The 18871-nt window shown below is 70.8% G+C and carries 18 protein-coding genes; 5 read left to right on the top strand and 13 right to left on the bottom strand.

The genetic code is table 11. The annotated features are described in order from the left end of the window. Positions 1-24: 24 nt before the first annotated feature. Both DAERI_RS07480 and DAERI_RS07475 read right to left on the bottom strand, forming a co-directional pair. Positions 25-783 carry an AIM24 family protein gene (locus DAERI_RS07480; RefSeq protein ID WP_103128810.1) on the bottom strand — a complete coding sequence of 253 codons (759 nt, stop codon included), beginning with the start codon at positions 781-783 and terminating at the stop codon, positions 25-27. A gap of 54 nt (positions 784-837) precedes the next feature. After that, positions 838-2019: a pyridoxal phosphate-dependent aminotransferase gene (locus DAERI_RS07475; protein ID WP_103128809.1), complete on the bottom strand. Its 1182-nt coding sequence runs from the start codon at positions 2017-2019 to the stop codon at positions 838-840. A 98-nt stretch (positions 2020-2117) separates the two neighbouring features. On the opposite strand from DAERI_RS07475, the gene DAERI_RS23315 reads away from it, so the two are divergent. Then, a complete protein-coding gene (locus DAERI_RS23315) occupies positions 2118-2369 on the top strand; it encodes an AbrB/MazE/SpoVT family DNA-binding domain-containing protein (protein WP_103128808.1) in 252 nt (83 codons plus the stop codon). Next, on the top strand, positions 2369-2791 hold the full coding sequence (locus tag DAERI_RS07465) for a type II toxin-antitoxin system VapC family toxin (RefSeq protein ID WP_103128807.1): 423 nt from the start codon (positions 2369-2371) through the stop codon (positions 2789-2791). The genes DAERI_RS23315 and DAERI_RS07465 overlap by 1 nt, the downstream gene beginning before the upstream one ends. A gap of 60 nt (positions 2792-2851) precedes the next feature. Here DAERI_RS07465 and DAERI_RS07460 read toward each other — a convergent pair whose 3' ends face one another. The 3 genes from DAERI_RS07460 to DAERI_RS07450 form a co-directional block, all read right to left on the bottom strand. Next, positions 2852-3436 (bottom strand): response regulator transcription factor, encoded by a 585-nt coding sequence (locus tag DAERI_RS07460; RefSeq protein ID WP_103128806.1) that lies wholly within the window; start codon positions 3434-3436, stop codon positions 2852-2854. Beyond that, the gene (locus tag DAERI_RS07455; RefSeq protein WP_439952248.1) at positions 3433-4506 is read right to left on the bottom strand and encodes a sensor histidine kinase; all 1074 of its coding nucleotides are present in this window, start codon (positions 4504-4506) and stop codon (positions 3433-3435) included. The genes DAERI_RS07460 and DAERI_RS07455 overlap by 4 nt, the downstream gene beginning before the upstream one ends. Positions 4507-4689: 183 nt before the next feature. Then, positions 4690-5670, bottom strand: coding sequence for an MBL fold metallo-hydrolase (locus DAERI_RS07450; protein WP_103128804.1), 981 nt, complete (start codon positions 5668-5670; stop codon positions 4690-4692). A gap of 152 nt (positions 5671-5822) precedes the next feature. Here DAERI_RS07450 and DAERI_RS07445 point away from each other — a divergent pair, with 152 nt between their 5' ends. Next, positions 5823-6788 (top strand): hypothetical protein, encoded by a 966-nt coding sequence (locus DAERI_RS07445; protein ID WP_103128803.1) that lies wholly within the window; start codon positions 5823-5825, stop codon positions 6786-6788. Between the two features lie 80 nt (positions 6789-6868). Here DAERI_RS07445 and lepA read toward each other — a convergent pair whose 3' ends face one another. Beyond that, on the bottom strand, positions 6869-8674 hold the full coding sequence (gene lepA, locus DAERI_RS07440; RefSeq protein WP_103128802.1) for a translation elongation factor 4: 1806 nt from the start codon (positions 8672-8674) through the stop codon (positions 6869-6871). A gap of 97 nt (positions 8675-8771) precedes the next feature. Between lepA and DAERI_RS07435 the strand changes: the two genes are divergently transcribed. After that, positions 8772-9869 carry a GNAT family N-acetyltransferase gene (locus tag DAERI_RS07435; protein WP_201262724.1) on the top strand — a complete coding sequence of 366 codons (1098 nt, stop codon included), beginning with the start codon at positions 8772-8774 and terminating at the stop codon, positions 9867-9869. Here DAERI_RS07435 and DAERI_RS07430 read toward each other — a convergent pair. The 5 genes from DAERI_RS07430 to DAERI_RS07410 form a co-directional block, all read right to left on the bottom strand. Further along, positions 9866-10414 carry an MOSC domain-containing protein gene (locus DAERI_RS07430; RefSeq protein WP_103128801.1) on the bottom strand — a complete coding sequence of 183 codons (549 nt, stop codon included), beginning with the start codon at positions 10412-10414 and terminating at the stop codon, positions 9866-9868. The two genes, DAERI_RS07435 and DAERI_RS07430, sit on opposite strands and share 4 nt — an antisense overlap. Positions 10415-10424: 10 nt before the next feature. Continuing rightward, positions 10425-10646 carry a hypothetical protein gene (locus DAERI_RS07425; RefSeq protein ID WP_103128800.1) on the bottom strand — a complete coding sequence of 74 codons (222 nt, stop codon included), beginning with the start codon at positions 10644-10646 and terminating at the stop codon, positions 10425-10427. Positions 10647-10817: 171 nt separating this feature from the next. Further along, positions 10818-11471 (bottom strand): ribonuclease HII, encoded by a 654-nt coding sequence (rnhB, locus tag DAERI_RS07420; protein ID WP_103128799.1) that lies wholly within the window; start codon positions 11469-11471, stop codon positions 10818-10820. A gap of 26 nt (positions 11472-11497) precedes the next feature. After that, entirely contained in the window at positions 11498-12574 is a 1077-nt protein-coding gene (locus DAERI_RS07415) for a hypothetical protein (RefSeq protein WP_133161984.1), read from the bottom strand. Positions 12575-12584: 10 nt separating this feature from the next. Continuing rightward, entirely contained in the window at positions 12585-14387 is a 1803-nt protein-coding gene (locus DAERI_RS07410; protein ID WP_103128797.1) for an HSP90 family protein, read from the bottom strand. A 138-nt stretch (positions 14388-14525) separates the two neighbouring features. On the opposite strand from DAERI_RS07410, the gene DAERI_RS07405 reads away from it, so the two are divergent. Next, the gene (locus DAERI_RS07405) at positions 14526-15719 is read left to right on the top strand and encodes a class I SAM-dependent methyltransferase (RefSeq protein ID WP_165794119.1); all 1194 of its coding nucleotides are present in this window, start codon (positions 14526-14528) and stop codon (positions 15717-15719) included. Positions 15720-15811: 92 nt separating this feature from the next. Here DAERI_RS07405 and DAERI_RS07400 read toward each other — a convergent pair whose 3' ends face one another. Together DAERI_RS07400 and DAERI_RS07395 are read right to left on the bottom strand one after the other, a co-directional pair. Continuing rightward, the gene (locus DAERI_RS07400; RefSeq protein WP_103128796.1) at positions 15812-17830 is read right to left on the bottom strand and encodes a beta strand repeat-containing protein; all 2019 of its coding nucleotides are present in this window, start codon (positions 17828-17830) and stop codon (positions 15812-15814) included. A 124-nt stretch (positions 17831-17954) separates the two neighbouring features. Next, complete coding sequence (locus tag DAERI_RS07395) at positions 17955-18812, bottom strand: DciA family protein (protein ID WP_103128795.1); 858 nt, start codon at positions 18810-18812, stop codon at positions 17955-17957. Positions 18813-18871 lie beyond the last annotated feature (59 nt).

The raw sequence follows: 18871 nt of genomic DNA, 5'->3' as shown, positions 1-18871 counted from the left end.
TCACCACGGACCACTTCCCCAGTCTCAGTCGAACAGGTCCCCGATGGTCCGGCCGATGCCGCCGCCGTGGCTCTCGCCCTCCCCGCCCAGGCCGTGCTCGAATTCCTCGTAGGGTTGCACGACCACGAAGCCGTCGCCCTGGAAGACCATCTGGTACGTCTCGCCGCCGCCGCGCCCGAAGATGCTTCTCAGGCTGGCGTCCATCCGCAGTTGCGGCTGGAGGTTCCCGCTCCAGGCGACCGTCGCGTTGGGGTCGGTGAAGATCGGCTCGCCGTGGGTCACCCGCAGCGTGAGCGGCTTGCCATGGCTCAGGATGGCGACCAGCCCGTTGCCCTGGAGCCGCACGCTGAAGAGCCCGCCCGCCGCCATCCCCGCGACCCGGCGGTGCATGGTGATGTCGTAGTTCACGCTGTCCTCGAAGGCGAGCAGGTCGTTGCCGTTCACGTTCAGGCTGTCGCCTTGCAGGCGCAGAATCTGCACCTCCTTGCCCTGGTCGGCGAGGTACGCCACGCCCCGGCCCTCGATCTTGGCGAGGGGGCTCATCTCCTGGCTCACCGCGCGCTTGAGGGCCTTCATCAGGCCGCCCTCCAACGTTCCCTCGCGCTTGAAGCTCAGGTTCCCCTTGTAGGCCACCATCGCGCCCAGCTTGCTCCAGATGCGGCCATTGACCTTGACCTCCAGCATCTTGGAACTCTCCAGCTCGAACACCTCGCCGGGCTGGTCGCGCTCGGCGGTCTGGGCCAGGAAATCGCGGAGACTGTAGCTGCCGTCAGAATTCGTCATGTGCCGGGGTACGGGGTGGGGGGCGGAATGGTTCCCGCCCGGCAGACCCGTGCGTCAGTCGGCCAGCATTTTCCCGATCCGGCGCAGCACTTCCCCGATCTGTTCCAGGCTCGTTGCGTAGCTCAGGCGCACCTGACCGGGCGCGGCGAAGTCGGTGCCGGGGACCACGGCGACGCGCGCCTCGTCCAGCAGACGGCGGGCGGCTTCCAGCTCGTCGGGATGGAGGCGGGAAGTCTGCGCCATCACGTAAAAGGCGCCCTGCGGCGTGGGTGTGGGCAGGCCGAGAGCGTTCAAACCCTCCACGATTCGGTCACGCCGCTCGCGGTAGGCGCGCCGGGCCATCTCGATAAACCGCGCCGTCTCCTCGTGCTGGGTCAGGGCGGCCAGCGCGGCGTACTGACTCACGCTGCTCGCGTTGCTCGTGCTCTGCGACTGGAAGGCGTTCATGGCGGCGATCACGGCCTTCGGCCCCCCCGCATACCCGATACGCCAGCCCGTCATCGCGTAGGCCTTGCTCGCCCCGTTCACCGTCAACGTGTGTTCCGGCGCGTACCGCCCGATGCTGACCTGCTCGGCGTCGTACACCAGATGCTCGTACATCTCGTCCGTCACGATCACGAGGTTGTGACGCTGGGCCATCCGGGCGACCGCCTCCAGCACCTCGGGTGGAAAGACCGCGCCCGTCGGGTTGCCGGGGCTGTTGAGCACGATCATCCGGGTGCGGGGAGTGACGCGCGCCTCCACCTCCCCCGGGTCAAGGATGAAGCCCGACTCCGGCGTGGTGGGCACAGGAATCGGCACCGCTCCCGTCAGCGCCACCATTTCGGGGTAGCTCACCCAGTACGGGGCGGGGATCAGCACCTCGTCGCCGGGGTTCAGCAGCGCGAAAAAGGCGTTGAAGAGGGCCTGCTTGCCGCCGCTGGTGACCGTCACGGCGTCTGGGGCATACTCCAGGCCGTTCTCCCGCGCGAACTTGGCGCTGATCGCCTCGCGCAATTCGGCGATGCCGTTCACGGCGGTGTACTTCGTCTTCCCGCTTTCAATTGCTTGAATGGCGGCGGCCTTGACATGCGGCGGCGTATCGAAGTCCGGCTCGCCCACGCTCATGGAGATCACGTCCACGCCCGCCCGCCGCAGTTCCAGCGCCCGCGACGAGACCGCCACCGTCGCGGAGGGCTTGAGGCTGCGGGCACGCTGGGACAGGCGGAAGGGGGACGGGGCAGAGGGGGCGCTCATGGGGTGAGGGTACAGGGCGGGGGGTGGGGGAGGGGAGAGGCCGGGCTAGTGTGATGCCCACTTACCGTTGCTATGCTGAGAAGTAAGGAGAAGCTGCTATGGCAAGGACAACCTTAACGAGTAAGGGACAGATCACCATCCCACAGACAGTGCGGGCGGCATTGGGCTTGGAGCAGGGGGACCAACTGCTGATCGAGGCGACCGGGGACGGCTTTCACGCCACGCTGGTTCGCAGACCCCGTGCCGCTGCGCTTCAGGGTATCCTTCGCAGCTCTGTTCCCTATCAGGGGGAAGAGGCGGAAAAGGTGGCGGTGGCCGAAGAGCTGGCCCGGAAGCACCGCTCCCGCTGATGACCCAGCCAGCAGACTCGATTCCTATTGCCCTGCTGGATGCCAATATCCTGCTGCGCTATTTGACGGGCGATCCCCAGCCCCTCGCTGACCGCGCCCGGCAGTTGTTAGAACGGGCGGAACGCGGCGAAGTGCGGCTCGTCCTCACTGCGCTGACGGCCGCGGAGTGTGTCTGGGTGCTGAAGTCTTTTTACAAACATCCTCTCCCAGCCATCGCCGCCGCGCTGCGCCAGGTGATGATGCTGGACGGTGTCGTGACTCGGCAGGAGGCCATCGTGGACGCGGCTCTGACAGGAATGGCGCGCCATAACGTGGACTTCGCCGACGCTTACCTGAGCGAACTCGCCCGCCGGGAGGGCATGAGCGTGGCGACTTTCGATGGGGATTTCGGGCGGCTGGGTGCGGCGCTCCTGACGATCTGAGGAAAAGAGACCAAAAAAGAGGCAGCCCTTCCAGCCGCCTCCTTGACCTGCTCTCCTTGTTCAGTCCAGCAATCCAATCGTCCGCGCCCGGCTCACCGCCTCGGTGCGGTCCCCGGCGTCGAGCTTGGCGTACAGGCGGGCGAGGTGGTCCTTCACCGTGTCGGGGCTCACGCCGAGGTTCTTGGCGATTTCCTTGTTGGAAAAGCCCTGGGCGAGCAGGGGCAGCACCTCGGACTCGCGGGGGGTCAGGCGGGGCACGTCGACCTGGGGCAGGCGGTCGATCTCGGGGTGGGCGACGATCTCGCGGATTTGCCGGGCCAGGCTCTCGGGGTCCGTCTCCTTGCTGACGTAGCCGCGCGCCCCGGCCAGCCGCGCGGCCTGCACGATGGCGGGCTCGGCGAAGGTGGTGATCAGGACGCTGGCGATTTTGGGGTGGGTCAGGCGCAGCCGCTCGCAGACCTCCACGCCGGTCAGGCCGGGCATCTTCACGTCGAGGAGCGCGGCGTCGGGCTGGTGGGCGCGGCAGGCGGCGAGGGCCTGCACACCGTCGGCGGCCTCGGCCACCACGTCGAATCCCTGGTGCAGCAGGGCGTATTTCAGGCCCATACGGAAGAGGGGGTGGTCATCGGCGATCACGAGTTTCAAGGGGTCACCTCCGGGAGATGCAGGGTGAAGACGGACTGGGGGGGATGGGCCGGGGGGGAAGGAGGAGTCGGGGAGGACGGGTCGGGAGGAGCGGGCGGAGCGCGCCGGTAGGTGAGGCTGCCGCCGTGCGCCTCCGCGATACGGCGGGCGATGAAGAGCCCCAGCCCGGTCGTTCCGGCGGTGTACTGCTGCCCGGCGATGGTGGCGGGCTGGGCGTTGAAGGGCTGCGCGAGTTCGGCGAGGGGGGCGCACAGGCCGGGGCCGTCATCGCGGACCTCCACCCCGGCGGGGGTCACCGCCAGGGTCACCTCGCTGCGGGCGTACCGCAGGGCGTTCTCGGCGAGGTTGCCCACGGCCCGCTCCAGCACGGGCGCGTCGGCGGGGGCGTGACCCTGGCCCGTCACCCGCAGCGTCAGGCCGTCGGCCCGGGTGCTCAGGCGGCGGGCCACCCCCTCCACCACGGCACGCAGATCGGTGGGCCGGGGGGAGAGGCGCACCTCCTCGCGCTCGAAGCGGTGCGCGTCGGCCATCTGCCCGACGAGCGCCAGCAGCCGCGTGTTCTCGGCGAGGATCTGCTCGCCCACCTCGCGCCGCTCGGCGTCGGGGAGGGGGTGCTCGGTCAGGACGCGCGTGAGGTGCCCGGTGGCGATCAGCGGGGTCTTGAGGTCGTGAACGAGCGTCGCCATAAAGGCGCCCCGCCGCGCCTGCTCGGTCGAGAGCCGCCCCAGCAGATCGGCGAAGGCCCCGCGCAGCGCCAGGATTTCGCCGGGATCGTCCCGGTGCGGCTGCGCGAAGTCGCCCCGCTGCACCTCCGCCTCCAAGCGGCTCAGGGGCCGCAGCAGCACCCCGCTGAGCAGGTAGCCGATCAGCGCGCACAGCGCGGCAACGACCACCATCCATGTCACGAGCTTGAGGGTGGGCACGCCCTGGCGGGCGGGCAACGTCACCGCCAGGTTGGGCAGGAACGCCAGCAGAAAGATGACCAGCGTGAACTGTGCCCGCAGGGTCCCCTGCCGCCCTCCTCGCTGGAATGGGCGGGGGACACTCACCCGGGCTTCACCTCCGTTCACGTCCCGGAGTGTAGGAGGCCCCTTCTAACAGAAACCCCACACCCGCGGCGACGGGCCGCCCCCGCAAAGAGGCGTGCTGGAGGGGCTGGCGGCCACGGAAGTTCCTCCTCGCCACAGGGCAAGGGGGGAACATGGCACAGGCCAGTGGTCCCCCCACCGGGACAGCGCCCCGGTCACCCAGGTTCAGCGCCGCGCGCGGTCCAGCAGCAGGAAGACGCCGGCGGCGGCGAGCGCTCCCAGAACGATCCGTTGCAGGGGGTCGGGTGTCCCCGCCTGCGGGAGCGCGACCGGCACGGGGCGATTCAGATACCACCCGCGCCGGGGCCGCGCCGCGTCGTCAAAGTTGCGGGCGAGGCGCTGGAGGTTGAGGTCCATCTGCTCCTCGGTCATGGGGTGGCCGTGCCCGGTGGCGGCGAGGGCGGGATTCAGCGCCGCGAGGAGGCGCACCGAGTCCCGCGCCGCGTCCCAGTTCGGCGTGTAGTACGCGGGCGGGCGGTGAACGACGGTCGGTTGCAGGGTCAGCGCCCCGACCACCGACTCCTGCTTGGTCGTCACGAAAGCGTCCCCGGCGATCAGCGTCCGCTCCGAGTCGCGCCACAACGACACGTGCCCCACGCTGTGGCCCGGCGTGTGCAGCCAGCGCCAGCCGGGCAGGAAGGGGACTTCTCCCGCCGAGGGGAGGGGGCGCACGTGGGGCCGGAAGTCGAAGGGGCCGGGCACAAAGGCGGGCGAGAGCAGGCTCATCACGCCGCCCACCGTGGGGTCGGGGAAGGGGTAGGCGACCTGTCCGGTCAGGTGGGGCAACTCCAGTTGGTGCGCGTAGACGGGCACCTGCCAATCCCTCAGCAGGTCGTGCAGCGCCCCGATGTGGTCGAGGTGCCCGTGTGTCAGCACGATGGCGCTGGGCGGCCTGCCCGCGTGGTATTTGTCCGCCGCCGCCCGGATCAGCCCCGCCGTCATCGGCATTCCGGCGTCCACCAGCACCCAGTCCCCGCCGGGCTGTCCCAGCAGGTAGACGTTGACCATCGGCAGCCGCACCCGCACCACGTCGGGCCGCAGCACCTGCGTGCCACCAAAGGTCGAGACGGGGGGACCGGGCGGGCGAATCTGCTCGACGCTCTTGGTGAGGGGGCGGTCGGGGTGCGACTCGAAGGGCTGGGTCATGGCGGGCGTCCTTTCGGGCGGGTGAGAGGAGACGGAGGGTTTCTCACACGCTAGGCAGCCGGGATGAGGAGGCATCGGCGCCTGCCCTAACCCGGGTTTACATGGGAGGTCCGGGGGATGAGCCGGGCCCTATACGCCGCTAAACTCCCGGGATGGGAGCCCCCGAACCGGCCAGCCGCATCACCGAGCGGATCGAACGTGAGACGGGGGTGCCGGGGCTGGCTGCCTTGCTGGCCGAACGCCTCGCGCCCGCTGACCTGACCTCCCTGCTGCTGGAGGTAGCCCGCCGCCGGGCCGCGGCCCGCACGCCCGCGCAGGTGCTCGCCCAGTACGAGGGGGACCGCTTCGTCCGCCCGTCGGGAGTGGCGCCCGCGCGGCTGCTCGACTGGGAGCGGGTGGCCCTGACCAGCCTGCCTGCCGAATTCGAGGCGGTGGCGCTGTCCCCCGTCTGTCCCCTGGGCACGAGTTCGGTCGTCGCGGGGGTGCATCAGGACTGGGCGGTGACGACGAGCCGGGGCACGGAGGTCGTCTCGGACGCCACGAACGTCCTGGCGCTGGAGGCCGCGTCGAGGCGGAAGCGGCTCCTGCGGCAAAGCCCGCGCTCGGCGCAGGCCGTCCACCTCGCCGCCTCGCACCGCCTGCTTCGGCCCCAGTTCTCCGGTGACCCCACCCGCTCGGCGCACTTCAGCCTCTTCGCCCTGGTGAGCGCGGGGCGGGCGGGGAGCGGGAGCACCTTCGAGCTGGGGGCGCTGGACACCCACCTGCGCGTGCATCTCACGGCCCTGTGTGCCTTCCTCGGATCGGAGGTGCCGCTGCGGGTCACCGTCAGCGATTTCTCGGGACGTGACCGCAGGCGGGAGGCGGAGTCCATTCTCGCCTCGCTCCGGGCGTCGTTTGGGGGTGTCACTGCCCAGCCCGATCCCGAACGCACCCACGGCCAGGGGTACTACACGGGGCTCTGCTTTCACCTCTACGGGCGGGCGAATGAACAGGAATATTTTCTCGCCGACGGCGGGGAGGTGGACTGGACGCAGCGGCTGCTGGGCAATGCCAAGGAACGTCTCGTCGTGAGTGGGTTGGGGAGTGAGCGGGTCTGCGCGGTCTGGGGCGACGGCTGATCTATCCCCCCGCTGGCCGAACAAACGCGAGCAGCCCTGGCCGGTTGTCAGGGCTGCTCATTATCCTTACTCCCCGATCCCTACTCCTCGGTGCTCAGCACCGCCAGGAAGGCCTCCTGCGGCACCTCCACCGTGCCGATCTGCTTCATGCGGGCGCGGCCCTTCTTCTGCTTTTCCAGCAGCTTCTTCTTGCGGGTGATGTCGCCGCCGTAGCACTTGGCGAGCACGTCCTTGCGGTACGCCTTCACCGTCGCGCGGGCGATGATCTTGCCGCCGATGGTCGCCTGCACGGGGACCGGGAACATCTGCCGGGGGATCACCTCGGCCATCTTGTCCACGATCTTGCGCCCCAGCGAGTACGCCTTGTCCTCGTGGACGATGACGGCGAGGGCGTCCACCACCTCGTTGTTCACGAGGATGTCCACCTTGCGCAGTTCGCCCTCGCGGTAGCCGATCTGCTCGTAGTCCATGGAGGCGTAGCCGCGCGAGATGGACTTCAGGCGGTCGTGGAAGTCGTACAGGATTTCGGCAAAAGGCACCTCGTAGATCAGCTCTACCCGCTTGCCGATGTAGTTCATGGTGACCATCGAGCCCCGGCGCTCCTGGAGAAGCTGCATCACCGGGCCGACGTAGTCCTCCGGCAGCATGATCGAGAGCTTGATGTACGGCTCCTCCACCTTGGAGATGCGGTCGCGGGTGGGGAATTCGGCGGGGTTCTGCGTCTCGAACACCTCGCCGTTCGTCAGGGTCACCCGGTACACCACGGCGGGCGCGGTGGCGATCAAATCCAGATCGTACTCGCGCTCCAGCCGCTCCTGAATGATCTCGGCGTGCAGCAGGCCCAGGAAGCCGCAGCGGAACCCGAAGCCCAGCGCCTCCGACGTTTCCGGCTCGAAGGTGAAGGCCGCGTCGTTGAGCTTGAGCTTTTCCAGCGCGTCGCGCAATTTGCGGTAGTCCTCGGTGTCGGTGGGGTACAGGCCGGAGAACACCACGGGTTGCGCGGGCTTGAAGCCGGGGAAGGGCTCGGGGGTGGGACGGTCCTTCTGGGTAATCGTGTCGCCCACCTGCGCGTCGTGGATGTCCTTGATGCCCGCCGCAACCCAGCCCACCGCGCCCGCTGGGAGCGACTCGCCCACCACCAGGCCGGGCGAGAAGGTGCCCACCTTGTCCACCTCGAAGGTCTTGCCCGTCGAGAAGAGCATGATGGGCTGCTTGGGCGTCAGGGTCCCCTCCAGCACCCGCACGAAGAGGATCACGCCCTGGTAGGCGTCGTAGAAGGAGTCGAAGATCAGCGCCTTGAGGGGAGCCTCGGGATCGCCGGGGGGCGGCGGGATGCGCTCGACGATGGCTTCCAGGATCTCGGGAATGCCGATCCCCGCCTTGCCCGAGGCGAAGACGGCGTCATCGGCGGGAATACCGATTACGTCCTCCAGCTCCTGCGCGGCGCCCTCCGGGTCGGCGGCGGGCAGGTCGATCTTGTTGATGACGGGGATGATCTCCAGGTTGCTGTCGATGGCGAGGTAGGCGTTGACGATGGTTTGCGCCTCCACCCCCTGCGAGGCGTCCACGAGGAGGAGCACGCCCTCGCACGCGGCGAGCGAGCGCGAGACCTCGTAGTTGAAGTCCACGTGGCCCGGCGTGTCGATCAGGTTGAAGGTGTACTCCTCGCCGTTCTCCCGCTTGTAGGTCAGGCGGACGGGCGTGGACTTGATGGTGATGCCGCGCTCGCGCTCCAGTTCCAGGGTGTCGAGGGTCTGGTCGCGCCTGTCGCGCTCGCCCATCGCGCCCAGCCGCTCCAGGATGCGGTCGGCGAGCGTGGACTTGCCGTGGTCCACGTGGGCGATGATGGAGAAGTTTCGGATGTTGGCGGTCGGCCCTTCGGTCACCCCGGCAGTGTAGCGGGGGTGGGGTCGGGCAAATAGGAGGCGGCGCGGGGAGGGGAAGGGAGGTCGCCCGGTGGGTACTCATGCGAGGAGGGAGACGGTGCGAGTGTTCTTCCACCTGAACGGCGGGACGAAGGTGGTGTACGAGCGGTACGAGTGCAGCCGCAGCGGTCTGCTCGACGATCCGACGTTCGACCTGCCCACCCACCTGATTCCCAGGCCCCTCCGACCCATCGGCTCACGCTTTCTGGTGGAGTGGGTGCCCCTTCCCCGGGGCGCGAACCTGGGTGAGGACGAGAGGCGGCAGTTTTTCGTCAGCAACACCCGCGTCCTCGTTCTGGCGCCTTCAGGCCAAGGGGCACCCTGCTACGCTCCGGGCATGTCCCGCACGCCACGCTCCCTGGGTTACCGCACTGACCTCGCCCTGCGGGTGCAGGCAGGGGCCGAGGTCGAGGATCACGGCACGTACACGGTCGTCCGCTCGCCCGCCAACCCGACCTTCTGGTGGGGGAACTTCCTGCTCCTGCACGAGCCTCCGCGGCCCGGCACCCTGGAGGACTGGCAGGCCCGCTTCCGGGAGGCCCATCCCGGGGCGGCACACGTCACCTTCGGGATGGACACGGCGGATGGGGAGGCGGGCGCGGCGGCCGAGTTCCAGGCGGCGGGGTTTCGGCTGGACCGGAATACGGTCCTCACGACGGCGCGGACCACGCCGCCCGCCAAACCTCTACCTGAGGGCGTGACCCTGCGTTCCCTGGAGACGGATGCCGACTGGGACGCGGCCCTGACCCTACGCCTGGCGGTGAACGCCGCCGATGAGCGGCCCTCCGAGGAGGCGGGCTACCGCACCTTTGCCGCGCAGAGGCTGGCGGGGTTGCGGGCGGCGCAGGAGGCCGGGCACGGCGCGTATCTGGGGGCCTTTCTAGAAGAACAGATGCTCGCGGGGCTGGGCGTGTACAGCGCGGGTGGCGGCGTCACGCGCTACCAGAATGTCGAGACGCACCCCGACTGGCGCTCGCGCGGGCTGGCGGGGCACCTCGTCCATTTCGCCGGGGAGTGGGCGCGGGCGCGTCTGGGGGCACACACCCTGGTGATCGTCGCCGACCCCGAGTACCACGCCCAGCGGCTCTACGAGCGCGTGGGTTTCAGGTCCACTGAGGTGCAGACCGGGCTGGAGAGGCCTCCGGCAGGGGGTTAAACCCGCTCCAGCCGCTGATGCGGTTCCTCGGGCAGGTCCACCCGGATGGGGTCACCCGGGCGCACCACCCCTCCCAGGCGGACCACGCCCATGACGCCCGCCCGGCGGATCAGGTTCCCCTGCTCGTCGCGGCCCAGGACCGCGGCGAGCAGGCCCGGCTGGAAGCCCTCGATCTGGGCGCAGGGGTTGCGCAGGCCCGTGACCTCCACCACCGCCGTGTCGCCCAGGTAGAGCAGCGCGCCGCGCGGCAGGCCCAGCAGGTCCAGCCCGCGCGTGGTGACGTTCTCGCCCAGGTCGCCCGGCCCCACCCGGAACTCCCGCGCCCGCAGGTCCCCGAGCAGTTCGGCGTGAATGAGGTGGACCTGGCGCAGGTTGGGCTGGCGGGGGTCCTGGGCGACGCGCGAGCGGTGCCTCACGGTCACGCCCGCGTGCGCGTCGTCCGCCACGCCCAGACCCGCGAGGAGTTCGATCTCCGTCACGCTGGTCTTGCTGAAGGTGTGGCTGCCGCTGCGGCAAACGGCCTCGACGCTGGCGCTGGGGTGCATGGTGCGGGCGTTATAGCGTCTCCCGGTCCTCCAGGGCCGCGCGGGAATAGCGGTTGGCGAGGATGAAGAAGGTGGGTGCCCACAGCCCCACGAAGATGCCGAAGCGTTCGCCGTGGGCGCGGTCCTCGGCGGTGGCGCCCCGCCCGCCCTGGGTGGCCCAGATGACCACGGAGCCCAGGATCGAGGCGAATCCGGCGAGCGTCAGCAGATTGGCGAGGTTGCGGTTTTGCATGGGGCGCCTCCTTGGTCGGCCACGTTCCCGGCACGACACGGGCACGGAAAGCCGCCCTGCCCGGCGCACGGCGGCCCTTCCGCACGGATGCGCTCACTGTGGCCCGCCCCGCCCGCCGACTCTGCGGGATGTGAGACAACTCGGGGCCGGGACGCGGGAATGAAGAGGCCTTCAAGGCTCCTGCGCGGCGGCCAGGAGGGGCTCTGCCGCCAGCAACCGGGCGACCGGGGCGAAGGTGCGGCGGTGAACCCCCGAGACGCCCAGCCGTTCCAGGGCCGCGCGGTGGGCCGGGGCGCCGTACCCCTTGTGCGCCGCGAAGCTGTAGCCGGGGTACCGGGCGTCCAACTCGGTCATCAGCCGGTCGCGCTCCGTCTTGGCGAGCAGGCTGGCCGCCGCGACGGAGTAGCTCAGCGCGTCGGCGCGGGGCGGGGCGCTGAGGGGCAGAGAGGTTCGGAGCCTCAGGTAGTCGGTCACGAGGGCCTGGGGTGGGGGGTCCAGCCGGGCCAGGGCTCGGTGGGCCGCCGCGTGGGTGGCGCCCAGAATGTTCAACCGGTCGATCTCCTCCGGCCAGGCGTGTTCCACGGCCCAGGCGACGGCCACCCGGCGCACCTGGGCCGCGAACGTTTCCCGCTGCGCCGGGGTGAGCTGCTTGGAGTCCCGGAAGGGATACTCGGTCGCCAGCCCCGGCAGGATCACCGCCGCGACGGTCACCGGCCCGGCCCACGCGCCGCGCCCGGCCTCGTCCACCCCGGCCACCCGGAAGTGGCCGCGCCGCCAGTGTTCGCGCTCGAAGGCCCAGTCGGGGGTGACGGCGGGGGCGGACATGCCCGTAAGGTAGCAGCCCGCCCGAATCAGGCCTGCAGCGAGAGGCTCTCCCTCAGGCGGTCCGCGAAGCGCGTGGTGCCGTTGCGCTCGTCGAAGCGGGCGGCGAGGGCGGCGGCCTCCCGCTCGAAGTGCGCGGCGAGCTGGGCCGGGGAGTAGGTGTGGTCCCCCCGGTACAGGGCGAAGGTGCGCGGCAGGCGGACCTCGACGCCCGGCCCGGAACCCAGGGCCCGCCACAGCACGGCGCTCGCGGCCAGGAACTCGAAGAGGTCGGCCTGGTTGCGAATTCCCAGGGCCAGGTCGAGGTGTTCGGCCCACACCGGGAGGGCGGCCCCCGCCTCGCCCGTGGCGACGAGAAAGTGCAGGTGCCCCGCGATGGTCTCGATGAAGTTGCGGTCGAGCCGGGCCAGCCGCAGGCCCTCCTCGTGGGCGGCGCGCGCCTCCCCGTATCTGCCGAGGCTCAGCAGGGGCCGCAGGAGGTGGGCGTGCGTGACCGTCGGGACGTTGTGGCAGCTCATGCCCTGCTCGATGATCTCGCGCCCGAGTTTGACCGCCGCCGCCGGATTGCCCCGCTCGGCGTAGTACACCATCACCTTGTTCTGCTCGCACGCCGGGCAGTCGCTCAGCGAGTCGCGCGGCAGGCTGCGCCACGCGAGAAAGGCCCTCTGCGCCTCCGCCGCGTCGCCGACGTGGGTGGCGAGCATGAGGCGGTGGTAGGCCGCGTAGTGCAGCCCGGAGCCGAACTCCCGCGCCCGGCGCTCGAAGTCGGCCCGCAGCTTGGCGAGGCGCGCGAGGGGAAAGGCCGGGTTGTCCACCGCGGCGGCCAGAATCCACTTGTACATCCACATCAGGCTGTACGCCTGGGGCCCGAACTGCGCCCGGTGCCGGTCAAAGGTGCCCAGCAGCCACGCGAAGTGGATCAGGGCCTTGTCGGGAAAGCCGCTGAAGCTCGCCGCACGCACGAGTTCGCCCCGGGCGCGAAAACCCGCCGCCCGGTCACCCTGCCCGTCGGCGAGGCGCGCGGCGCGCTCCAGGAAGCCCAGGGCGCCCTCCGGCGAGTCCTGCTCCCCGGCGAGCGTGATCAAGTCGTCCACCGTCTCCATCACGTCAACCTCGTCAGTTCAGCGCGCCCAGGTGCGCCGCGCGCAGCCCCCAGCGCATCATGTCGGACAGCCCGCCGGAGAGCAGGGCCAGCTCCTCGGAGCGCATGGGGTGGTGGCCCAGCAGGTGCGCCTGCACGTACAGCATCTGCACCAGCCGGGCGAAGACGGCCTCGTCCCGGACGTGCAGCAGGTCCTGCACGAGCGGGTGGTTCAGGTTGAGGTGCAGCCGCGCCACCCGCACGAGTTCGTACTCCGCCGCGTAGTCGTCGAGGAATTCGGCGAACAGCTCGTCCGCCACTTCCCTCGCCGCCTCGATGTCCCCCAGGAGGCGCTGCTCGTTCGTCACGATGAGCAGGGCGGGGAGTTCGGCGGGCTCGAAGCGCTTCACGCTGACCTCGCAGCCCAGCGTCGCCAGCGCCGCGTTCGCCCGGGCGGTGAAGTCCTCCAGCCCGCCCGCGGCCACGTCCTCCAGCGACAGGGCGTAGGTTTGCGCGTCGACCTCCTCCAGCTCGCGCCCGAAGAGCGAGGCGTACTTGCGCAGCAGCGGCACGTCGTACGTGTACACGGCGTTGATCACGCTGTGCCCGTACGCGCTCGCCACCTGCGCGATCTGCCGGAACTGGTCGAGGTTCGTGACCATCCGCAGGACGGGAAAGCGCGCCGCATACTCGCCCAACTTCATTCGGCCCGTGGAGGTCTCGAAGGTGAACTCGTGCGCGAGCAGGCGGAAGAAGTCGTCGTCCTCGGTCGCCAGCGCCTTGATGGGAAGGTGGTGCAGGGCGATCAGGGCCTCCAGGCGCCCGGGGTCGCGCGCCGCCAGCCCCTCGATATACCCGCGGAGCTGCGCGCCCAGCGCCTCGCGGGCCGCTTTCAGCGCGTCGTCCTCATAGAACGCCTCGCGGGACGCGGTCGGGTGAAGCCTCTCGACGTTGAGCAGGCAGCGCACGAAAAAGGCCCACTCGGGCAGCAGGTTGCTGAGGTCGCTTCCCAGCAGCATCCGCTTGAGATACACCGAGTGCCACTGGCGCGAGCCGCGCTGGGTCGCGTACGGCAGCACGAGCGCCACGCCGAGGAGCCCGCCCTCCTCGCCCCGCAGCGGGATCACGTCGAGCGCCTCCACGTTCAGCTCGGCGCGGGCGTAGGCGAGGACCTCCTCCCGGCGGCCCTCGTCCCCCGCGGCGAAGGCGAGCCAGGGGGGCAGCACCGCGTTGACGTGGTCGTACTGCTCCCCGTCCGTGACGTGGATGGGAAAGGGGAGGATGCGCCCGTAGTTCGCCAGCGCGTCCCGCAACTCGCCGTACTCGAAGTAGAAGTCGGTGTCCTCCCGGGCGCGCAACCGGACGGTCGTGCCGATGTCGAGGCCGTCATCCTCGAGCACCTCCAGCGTGTACGTGCCGTCGGCCTGCGCCCGCCAGCGCACCGGGGGGCCGCCCGCCGCGCTCCTGGTGACGAGTTCGATCTCGCCGCTCACCATGAAGCACGACAGCAGGCCGATGCCGAACTGCCCCAGGAAGGTGTCGCGCGCCTCGCTGATCCGCTTGGACGAACGCCCGATGGTGGCGAGGAACTCGTGGACCTCGGCCTCCGTCAGGCCCACCCCGTTGTCGCGGAACTCCAGCAGGGGCAACTCGCCCTCCCGGCGGTGCAGCCGGGCGAGGATCGCGGGCTCGAAGGCGCCCTCCCGCGCCCGCCGCGCCGTGATCGCGTCCACCCCGTTTTGCAGGAGTTCGCGCACGAACACGCTGGGGTCCGAGTAGAGGTGGTTCGACAAGAGGTCGATCATGCCCCGCAAATCGACTTTGAACGCGTGCTCCATGCGGGCATTGTAGGGAGGTCAGGGGGGCGCCGCCTCCGATGTTTGGCTCATCGGGCACCCCAGGATGGGTGTAGGTTTGCCGCACTTCATGTTCGGGGTGCCGGGCATCCCGCCCCCGCGTGTGCCACTCTGTCCCCCATGACGGGGAGGAGCAAGCAGAAGATCAGGTTGAAGGGTCCGGCGGCGAGGCGTCCAGATGGAGCGACTCAGGCCGGGACCGGGGGGTACTTCGAGGTGCGGCCCGCGGTTCTGTCACCGCGACTGGAAGGGCTTCATGCCCTCACCAAGCCCGGTGTGCGCGGCTTTCCCGAGGTGGACGCGGCGCAGGCCCTGCTCGCGGGGACGATGCGGAAAGACCGGGTTCGCGGCGAGGTCCTCGACCTGAGCACGATGGGGGGCCTGCTGGGAAGTCTTCCCGGCGTGACCCTGCGCGCGGTGGAGGGGTCGGCGGCGGCCCTGACCGTGCTGGCCGCGGCGGGCCTGGAGGCGGAGGCCGCCGTGCCCGGGGACGACCTGCGGACACGCTGGCCCGAGCGGGCGCGGACGGTGGCGCTCGTGCTCGCGGGGGACCGGGGCAACGCCTACGCCCTCGCGCAGGTCGCCTGGGCGCACGCCTGCACGCCGCCCGGCGGAACGCTGTACCTCGCTGGGGACCGGGACAAGGGCTATGACCGCTACGTGCGCGCCGCCGCCAAAGCCTTCGGAACGGGGGAGACGATTGCCCGCGACGGCGGGATGCGGGTGGCGAAACTCGTCCGCCGCCCCGGCCCCACCCCGGCCCTCCCCGACCCGGAGGGCTACGAGGCGTTCGGGGTGCGGGTGGTGGGCCTGCCGGGCGTGTTCAGCGCGGCGAGGCCCGACAAGGCGACCTCTATTCTTCTCGGCACGTTGGAGAGCCTGGACCTGAGCGGCAAGCGGGTCCTCGACCTGGGCTGCGGCACCGGCCTGATCGGCGCCTGGGCGGCCCGGCGGGGCGCGGAGGTCACGCTGGTGGACGGCGACCTCCAGAGCGTCCGCAGCGCGCGGGCGACGCTGGCCGCCAATGGGCTCACGGGCGAGGTCCTCCACAGTGACGTGGACGCCGCGCTGGGGGACCGCACCTTCGACGCCATTCTCACCAACCCGCCCTTCCATGTCGGGCGGGGGGTGGTGCTGGACGTGGCGCGGGAGTTCATCGCGGCGGCGGGGCGGCGCCTGAACCCGGGCGGCACCCTCTCCCTCGTCGCCAACGAGCCGCTGCCCTACGAGGCGGCGATGGGAGGCATTGGCCCGGCGCGCGAGTTGCGGCGCGAGGGGGGCTTCAAGGTGCTGGCGGCGACGCGGGCGGGCTGAGTCCCGGCGGTGCGCCCCTCCATTCCCCGGCGGGACGAGGCAGCGGGAGGGGGAGGCCGGGACGTGCGCCTCCCCCTCCCCCCACCCTGCGCTCAGGGATTCGAGATGTTGTCCGGTGTGTTGCCCGTGACGCTGCCGCCCGTCTGGGTGAAGGTCGCGTCCCTCGTGTTGCTGACGCCGCCGCCCTTCGTCACGGCGCTGTTCCCCGTCACGCCGCCACTCTGGATGGAGGTCACGCCGTCGTTGAGGATGCCGCCGCCGTCGTAGGCCGTGGCACGGTTTCCGCTGATCGTCGCGCCCGCCAACGTGAAGCGCGAGGCGGGCTCATTGTTGAAGGCACCCCCGACGAAAACGCCGCCACCAAACAGGGCGGTGTTATCCCGGATGCTGCCGCCGCTGGCCGTCATGACCCCGTTGGTGTACATGCGGATGCCGCCGCCCCCGCCCTGCCCCTGGGCGGTGCCCGTCACGCGGTTGCCGCGGATGGCGCCGCCCGTCATGTTCACGGTGCCGCCGATGACGAGGCCGCCTCCCGTTTGCAGGGCGGTGTTGTCCCGGACCTCGCCGCCGTAGAGGTTGAGGGTCGCGCCGCGGTGGATGCGGATGCCGCCGCCACCGTCCTCGCTGCCCGTCACGCTGTTGCCCGCGATCACCCCGCCGCTGATGGTGGCCGGATTGCTGCCCGCCAGAGCCAGTCCTCCCCCGTTGTCCACGGCGGTATTGCCCTCGATGGTGCCGTCCGTCATGGTCAGGGCCGCGCCGCTCACGTACAGGCCGCCTCCCTGCGCGCCCGCCTTGTTGCCCCGCAGCGCCGCCGCGCCGCCCAGCGTGAGGGCGCCCTGCGCGTTGCTGACCGTGATCCCGCCGCCGTACTCGCTGGCCGTGTTGTTCCGCACCGTGCCGCCCGTGAAGCTCAGGGTGCTGCGGGTGTTCACATTCAGGCCGCCGCCGCCCCTGGCCGTGTTCTCCTCGACCGTGCCGCCGGTCATCGTGACCTTGTTGTCGGTGTAGGCGTCAATGCCGCCCCCTGCTTCCGCCGAGTTGCCCCGGATCACACCGCCGCTGAAGTTCATGGTGGTCTTGTAGACCAGGACGCCGCCCCCACCGCCGCCCTCGCGGGTGGCCTTGTTGTTCGAGATGGTGCCGCCGGTCAGGTCCAGGGTCCCGGTATTGACCATCACGCCGCCGCCCCCCCGTCCCGTCGTGTTGCCGCTGATCTCACCGCCCGACAGGGTGAGGGGTGCCTGAAACACGAACAGGCCGCCGCCCACAAGGGTGCTCGTGTTCCCGTTCACGGTGCCGCCCGTCATGGTGACAGGTCCGGTAGAGACGATGCCCCCTCCCGAGCAGCCGGAGAACACGTTGTCCTGGGCGGAAAAGGCGAACGTGCACCGGTTCCCGTCCACGTGGCCGCCCCGCATGTTCAGCGTCCCGGTGTTGCGGATACCTCCCCCCGTGTAATAGGCCGTGTTGTCCCGGAGGGTCCCGCTCTCGACGGTCAGGGTGCCGCGGTTGGCAACTCCACCCCCCGAGCCGGTACTCTCATTCTCCAGGTCCGGCGTGGGGGCAAACGCCTCGTTCGCCGTCACGGTGACGTCCCGCAGGGTCAGGCTGGCCCCGGCGTCGTTATAGATGCCGCCGCCGTTCATCGCCTTCCCGCCCGTCACGGTGGTCCCGTCGAGCGTCAGGTTGCCCCGGTTGATCAGATTCCCGCCCCAGGTGGCCTTGGAGAGTGCCTGGCTGGCCGGTGCGGCGCTCTCGATGGGCTGTCCCACGCCGCCCTGCAAGGTGCCCCCCTTGAGTGTGACCTCCGCCCCCGCAGCCACCTCCAGCACCCGGCCCCTCCCGGCGGCGTCGAGCGTCACGCCGTCGGCCAGCACGGTCACGTCCTTGCTCAGGGTGAGGGGGCTGGCGAGCGTCACGGTGCCCGTGGTCGTGAAACGTAGGGTATCGCCGTCTTTCGCGGCCGCCAGGACTTCACGGAGGCTGCCGGGGCCGGAGTCGGCGGTGCTGGTCACGGGCGTGCCGACCTCCCCCGTGCCCCCGCAGGCGGTGAGCAGCAGGCCGAGGGAGAGGGCGACAAGGGGGATGGACGCGGCGCGGTTTCTCATGGTTGATCCCTCCTGCCCCCGGCAGCGCGGGCGGAGGGTGGTGCCCGCCCGGCCGGAGGTGAGGGCAGTGTGTGGGGGGCACCATGACCGCCCCGTGACCGCTGGAAAACCGGGGGCGGGGAGCCTAGCGCCCCGCCCCCAGCACGTGCCGCACCCGCTCGGGCAGGGCGGCGCGGTCCTCGCCTCTCAGGGCGCTGCGGGGCCTGCGGTGCGTCAGCGACAGGAACACCTCGGCCTGCTGGGCGAGGAAGGCGCGGTAGCCCTCCTCACCGCCGCTGCGCACGCATTCCAGCGCGAGGAGGTCGAGCTGCTCGGCGAGCAGGCCCAGGGCGATGTGCCGGGCGGCGTTCGCCCCGCTGTCGCCGAGCGAGGCGGGCAGGGCGGCCAGCCGCTCGGGCGTGCGGGTGAGGGCGCGGGCCGCCCGCCGCACGTTGGGGTCCTCCAGGGTGAGGGCGCAGGCGCGGCAGGGCTGCTCCCGGCTCGCCTCGCCGCAGACGGGGCAGGGGCGCCACCCCTGGGCCTCGCGCCACTTGCGGGCCCGGGTGATCGCCTCGGCGGCCTTCAGGGCCACGTCCTTGAGGTCGCCGTCCACGTTCCGCACCAGGGCCTGCGCGCGGGCGCGGTCTGGGCCGGGCAGCGGGGCGAGACGCGGGGCGGGGGTGGGCGCCCGGACGCTGCCCACGCTGAAGCGGATCTCGGTCACCCGCTCCTCGCCCAGCAGCGCGTTCAGGCTCTTCAGGAAGTGGTGCCGCTGGAGGGTGAGGTGGTGCGCGGTGGCGCTGTCGCGGACCTCCACGAAGAGCGTTCCGCCCTGCTGCGAGCGTGGCCGGGTCATCCGCGCGATCTCCGGCCCCACCGCCTGCGGCCAGGCGAGGATCGCCCGCGCCCGCTGCACCCCCTTCGCCAGCCGGGCGGTGCCCAGCGTGGCGCCCAGCAGCTCGGACACGCTGCGGGTGTCGCCGAAGCGGCGGGGCTTGCTCACGGGCGCCCCCGGGGCGGGCAGTGGGGAGTGGGCAGTGGGGAGTGGGGAGTGGGGAGTGG

Source organism: Deinococcus aerius (assembly GCF_002897375.1).
In the GTDB taxonomy this organism is placed as follows: domain Bacteria; phylum Deinococcota; class Deinococci; order Deinococcales; family Deinococcaceae; genus Deinococcus; species Deinococcus aerius.
Note: the sequence above shows the minus strand (reverse complement) of the source record. Positions and strands in the feature narration are given on the sequence as shown.

Bases quoted from the DNA above. Each gene is read 5' to 3' on its own strand.
- DAERI_RS23315 (WP_103128808.1), top strand. From the start codon at position 2,118: ATGGCAAGGACAACCTTAACGAGTAAGGGACAGATCACCATCCCACAG.
- DAERI_RS07410 (WP_103128797.1), bottom strand. From the start codon at position 14,387: ATGGAGCACGCGTTCAAAGTCGATTTGCGGGGCATGATCGACCTCTTG.
- DAERI_RS07405 (WP_165794119.1), top strand. From the start codon at position 14,526: ATGACGGGGAGGAGCAAGCAGAAGATCAGGTTGAAGGGTCCGGCGGCG.
- DAERI_RS07465 (WP_103128807.1), top strand. From the start codon at position 2,369: ATGACCCAGCCAGCAGACTCGATTCCTATTGCCCTGCTGGATGCCAAT.
- DAERI_RS07445 (WP_103128803.1), top strand. From the start codon at position 5,823: ATGGGAGCCCCCGAACCGGCCAGCCGCATCACCGAGCGGATCGAACGT.
- DAERI_RS07475 (WP_103128809.1), bottom strand. From the start codon at position 2,019: ATGAGCGCCCCCTCTGCCCCGTCCCCCTTCCGCCTGTCCCAGCGTGCC.
- DAERI_RS07400 (WP_103128796.1), bottom strand. From the start codon at position 17,830: ATGAGAAACCGCGCCGCGTCCATCCCCCTTGTCGCCCTCTCCCTCGGC.
- DAERI_RS07430 (WP_103128801.1), bottom strand. From the start codon at position 10,414: ATGCACCCCAGCGCCAGCGTCGAGGCCGTTTGCCGCAGCGGCAGCCAC.
- DAERI_RS07480 (WP_103128810.1), bottom strand. From the start codon at position 783: ATGACGAATTCTGACGGCAGCTACAGTCTCCGCGATTTCCTGGCCCAG.
- DAERI_RS07425 (WP_103128800.1), bottom strand. From the start codon at position 10,646: ATGCAAAACCGCAACCTCGCCAATCTGCTGACGCTCGCCGGATTCGCC.
- rnhB (WP_103128799.1), bottom strand. From the start codon at position 11,471: ATGTCCGCCCCCGCCGTCACCCCCGACTGGGCCTTCGAGCGCGAACAC.
- DAERI_RS07450 (WP_103128804.1), bottom strand. From the start codon at position 5,670: ATGACCCAGCCCTTCGAGTCGCACCCCGACCGCCCCCTCACCAAGAGC.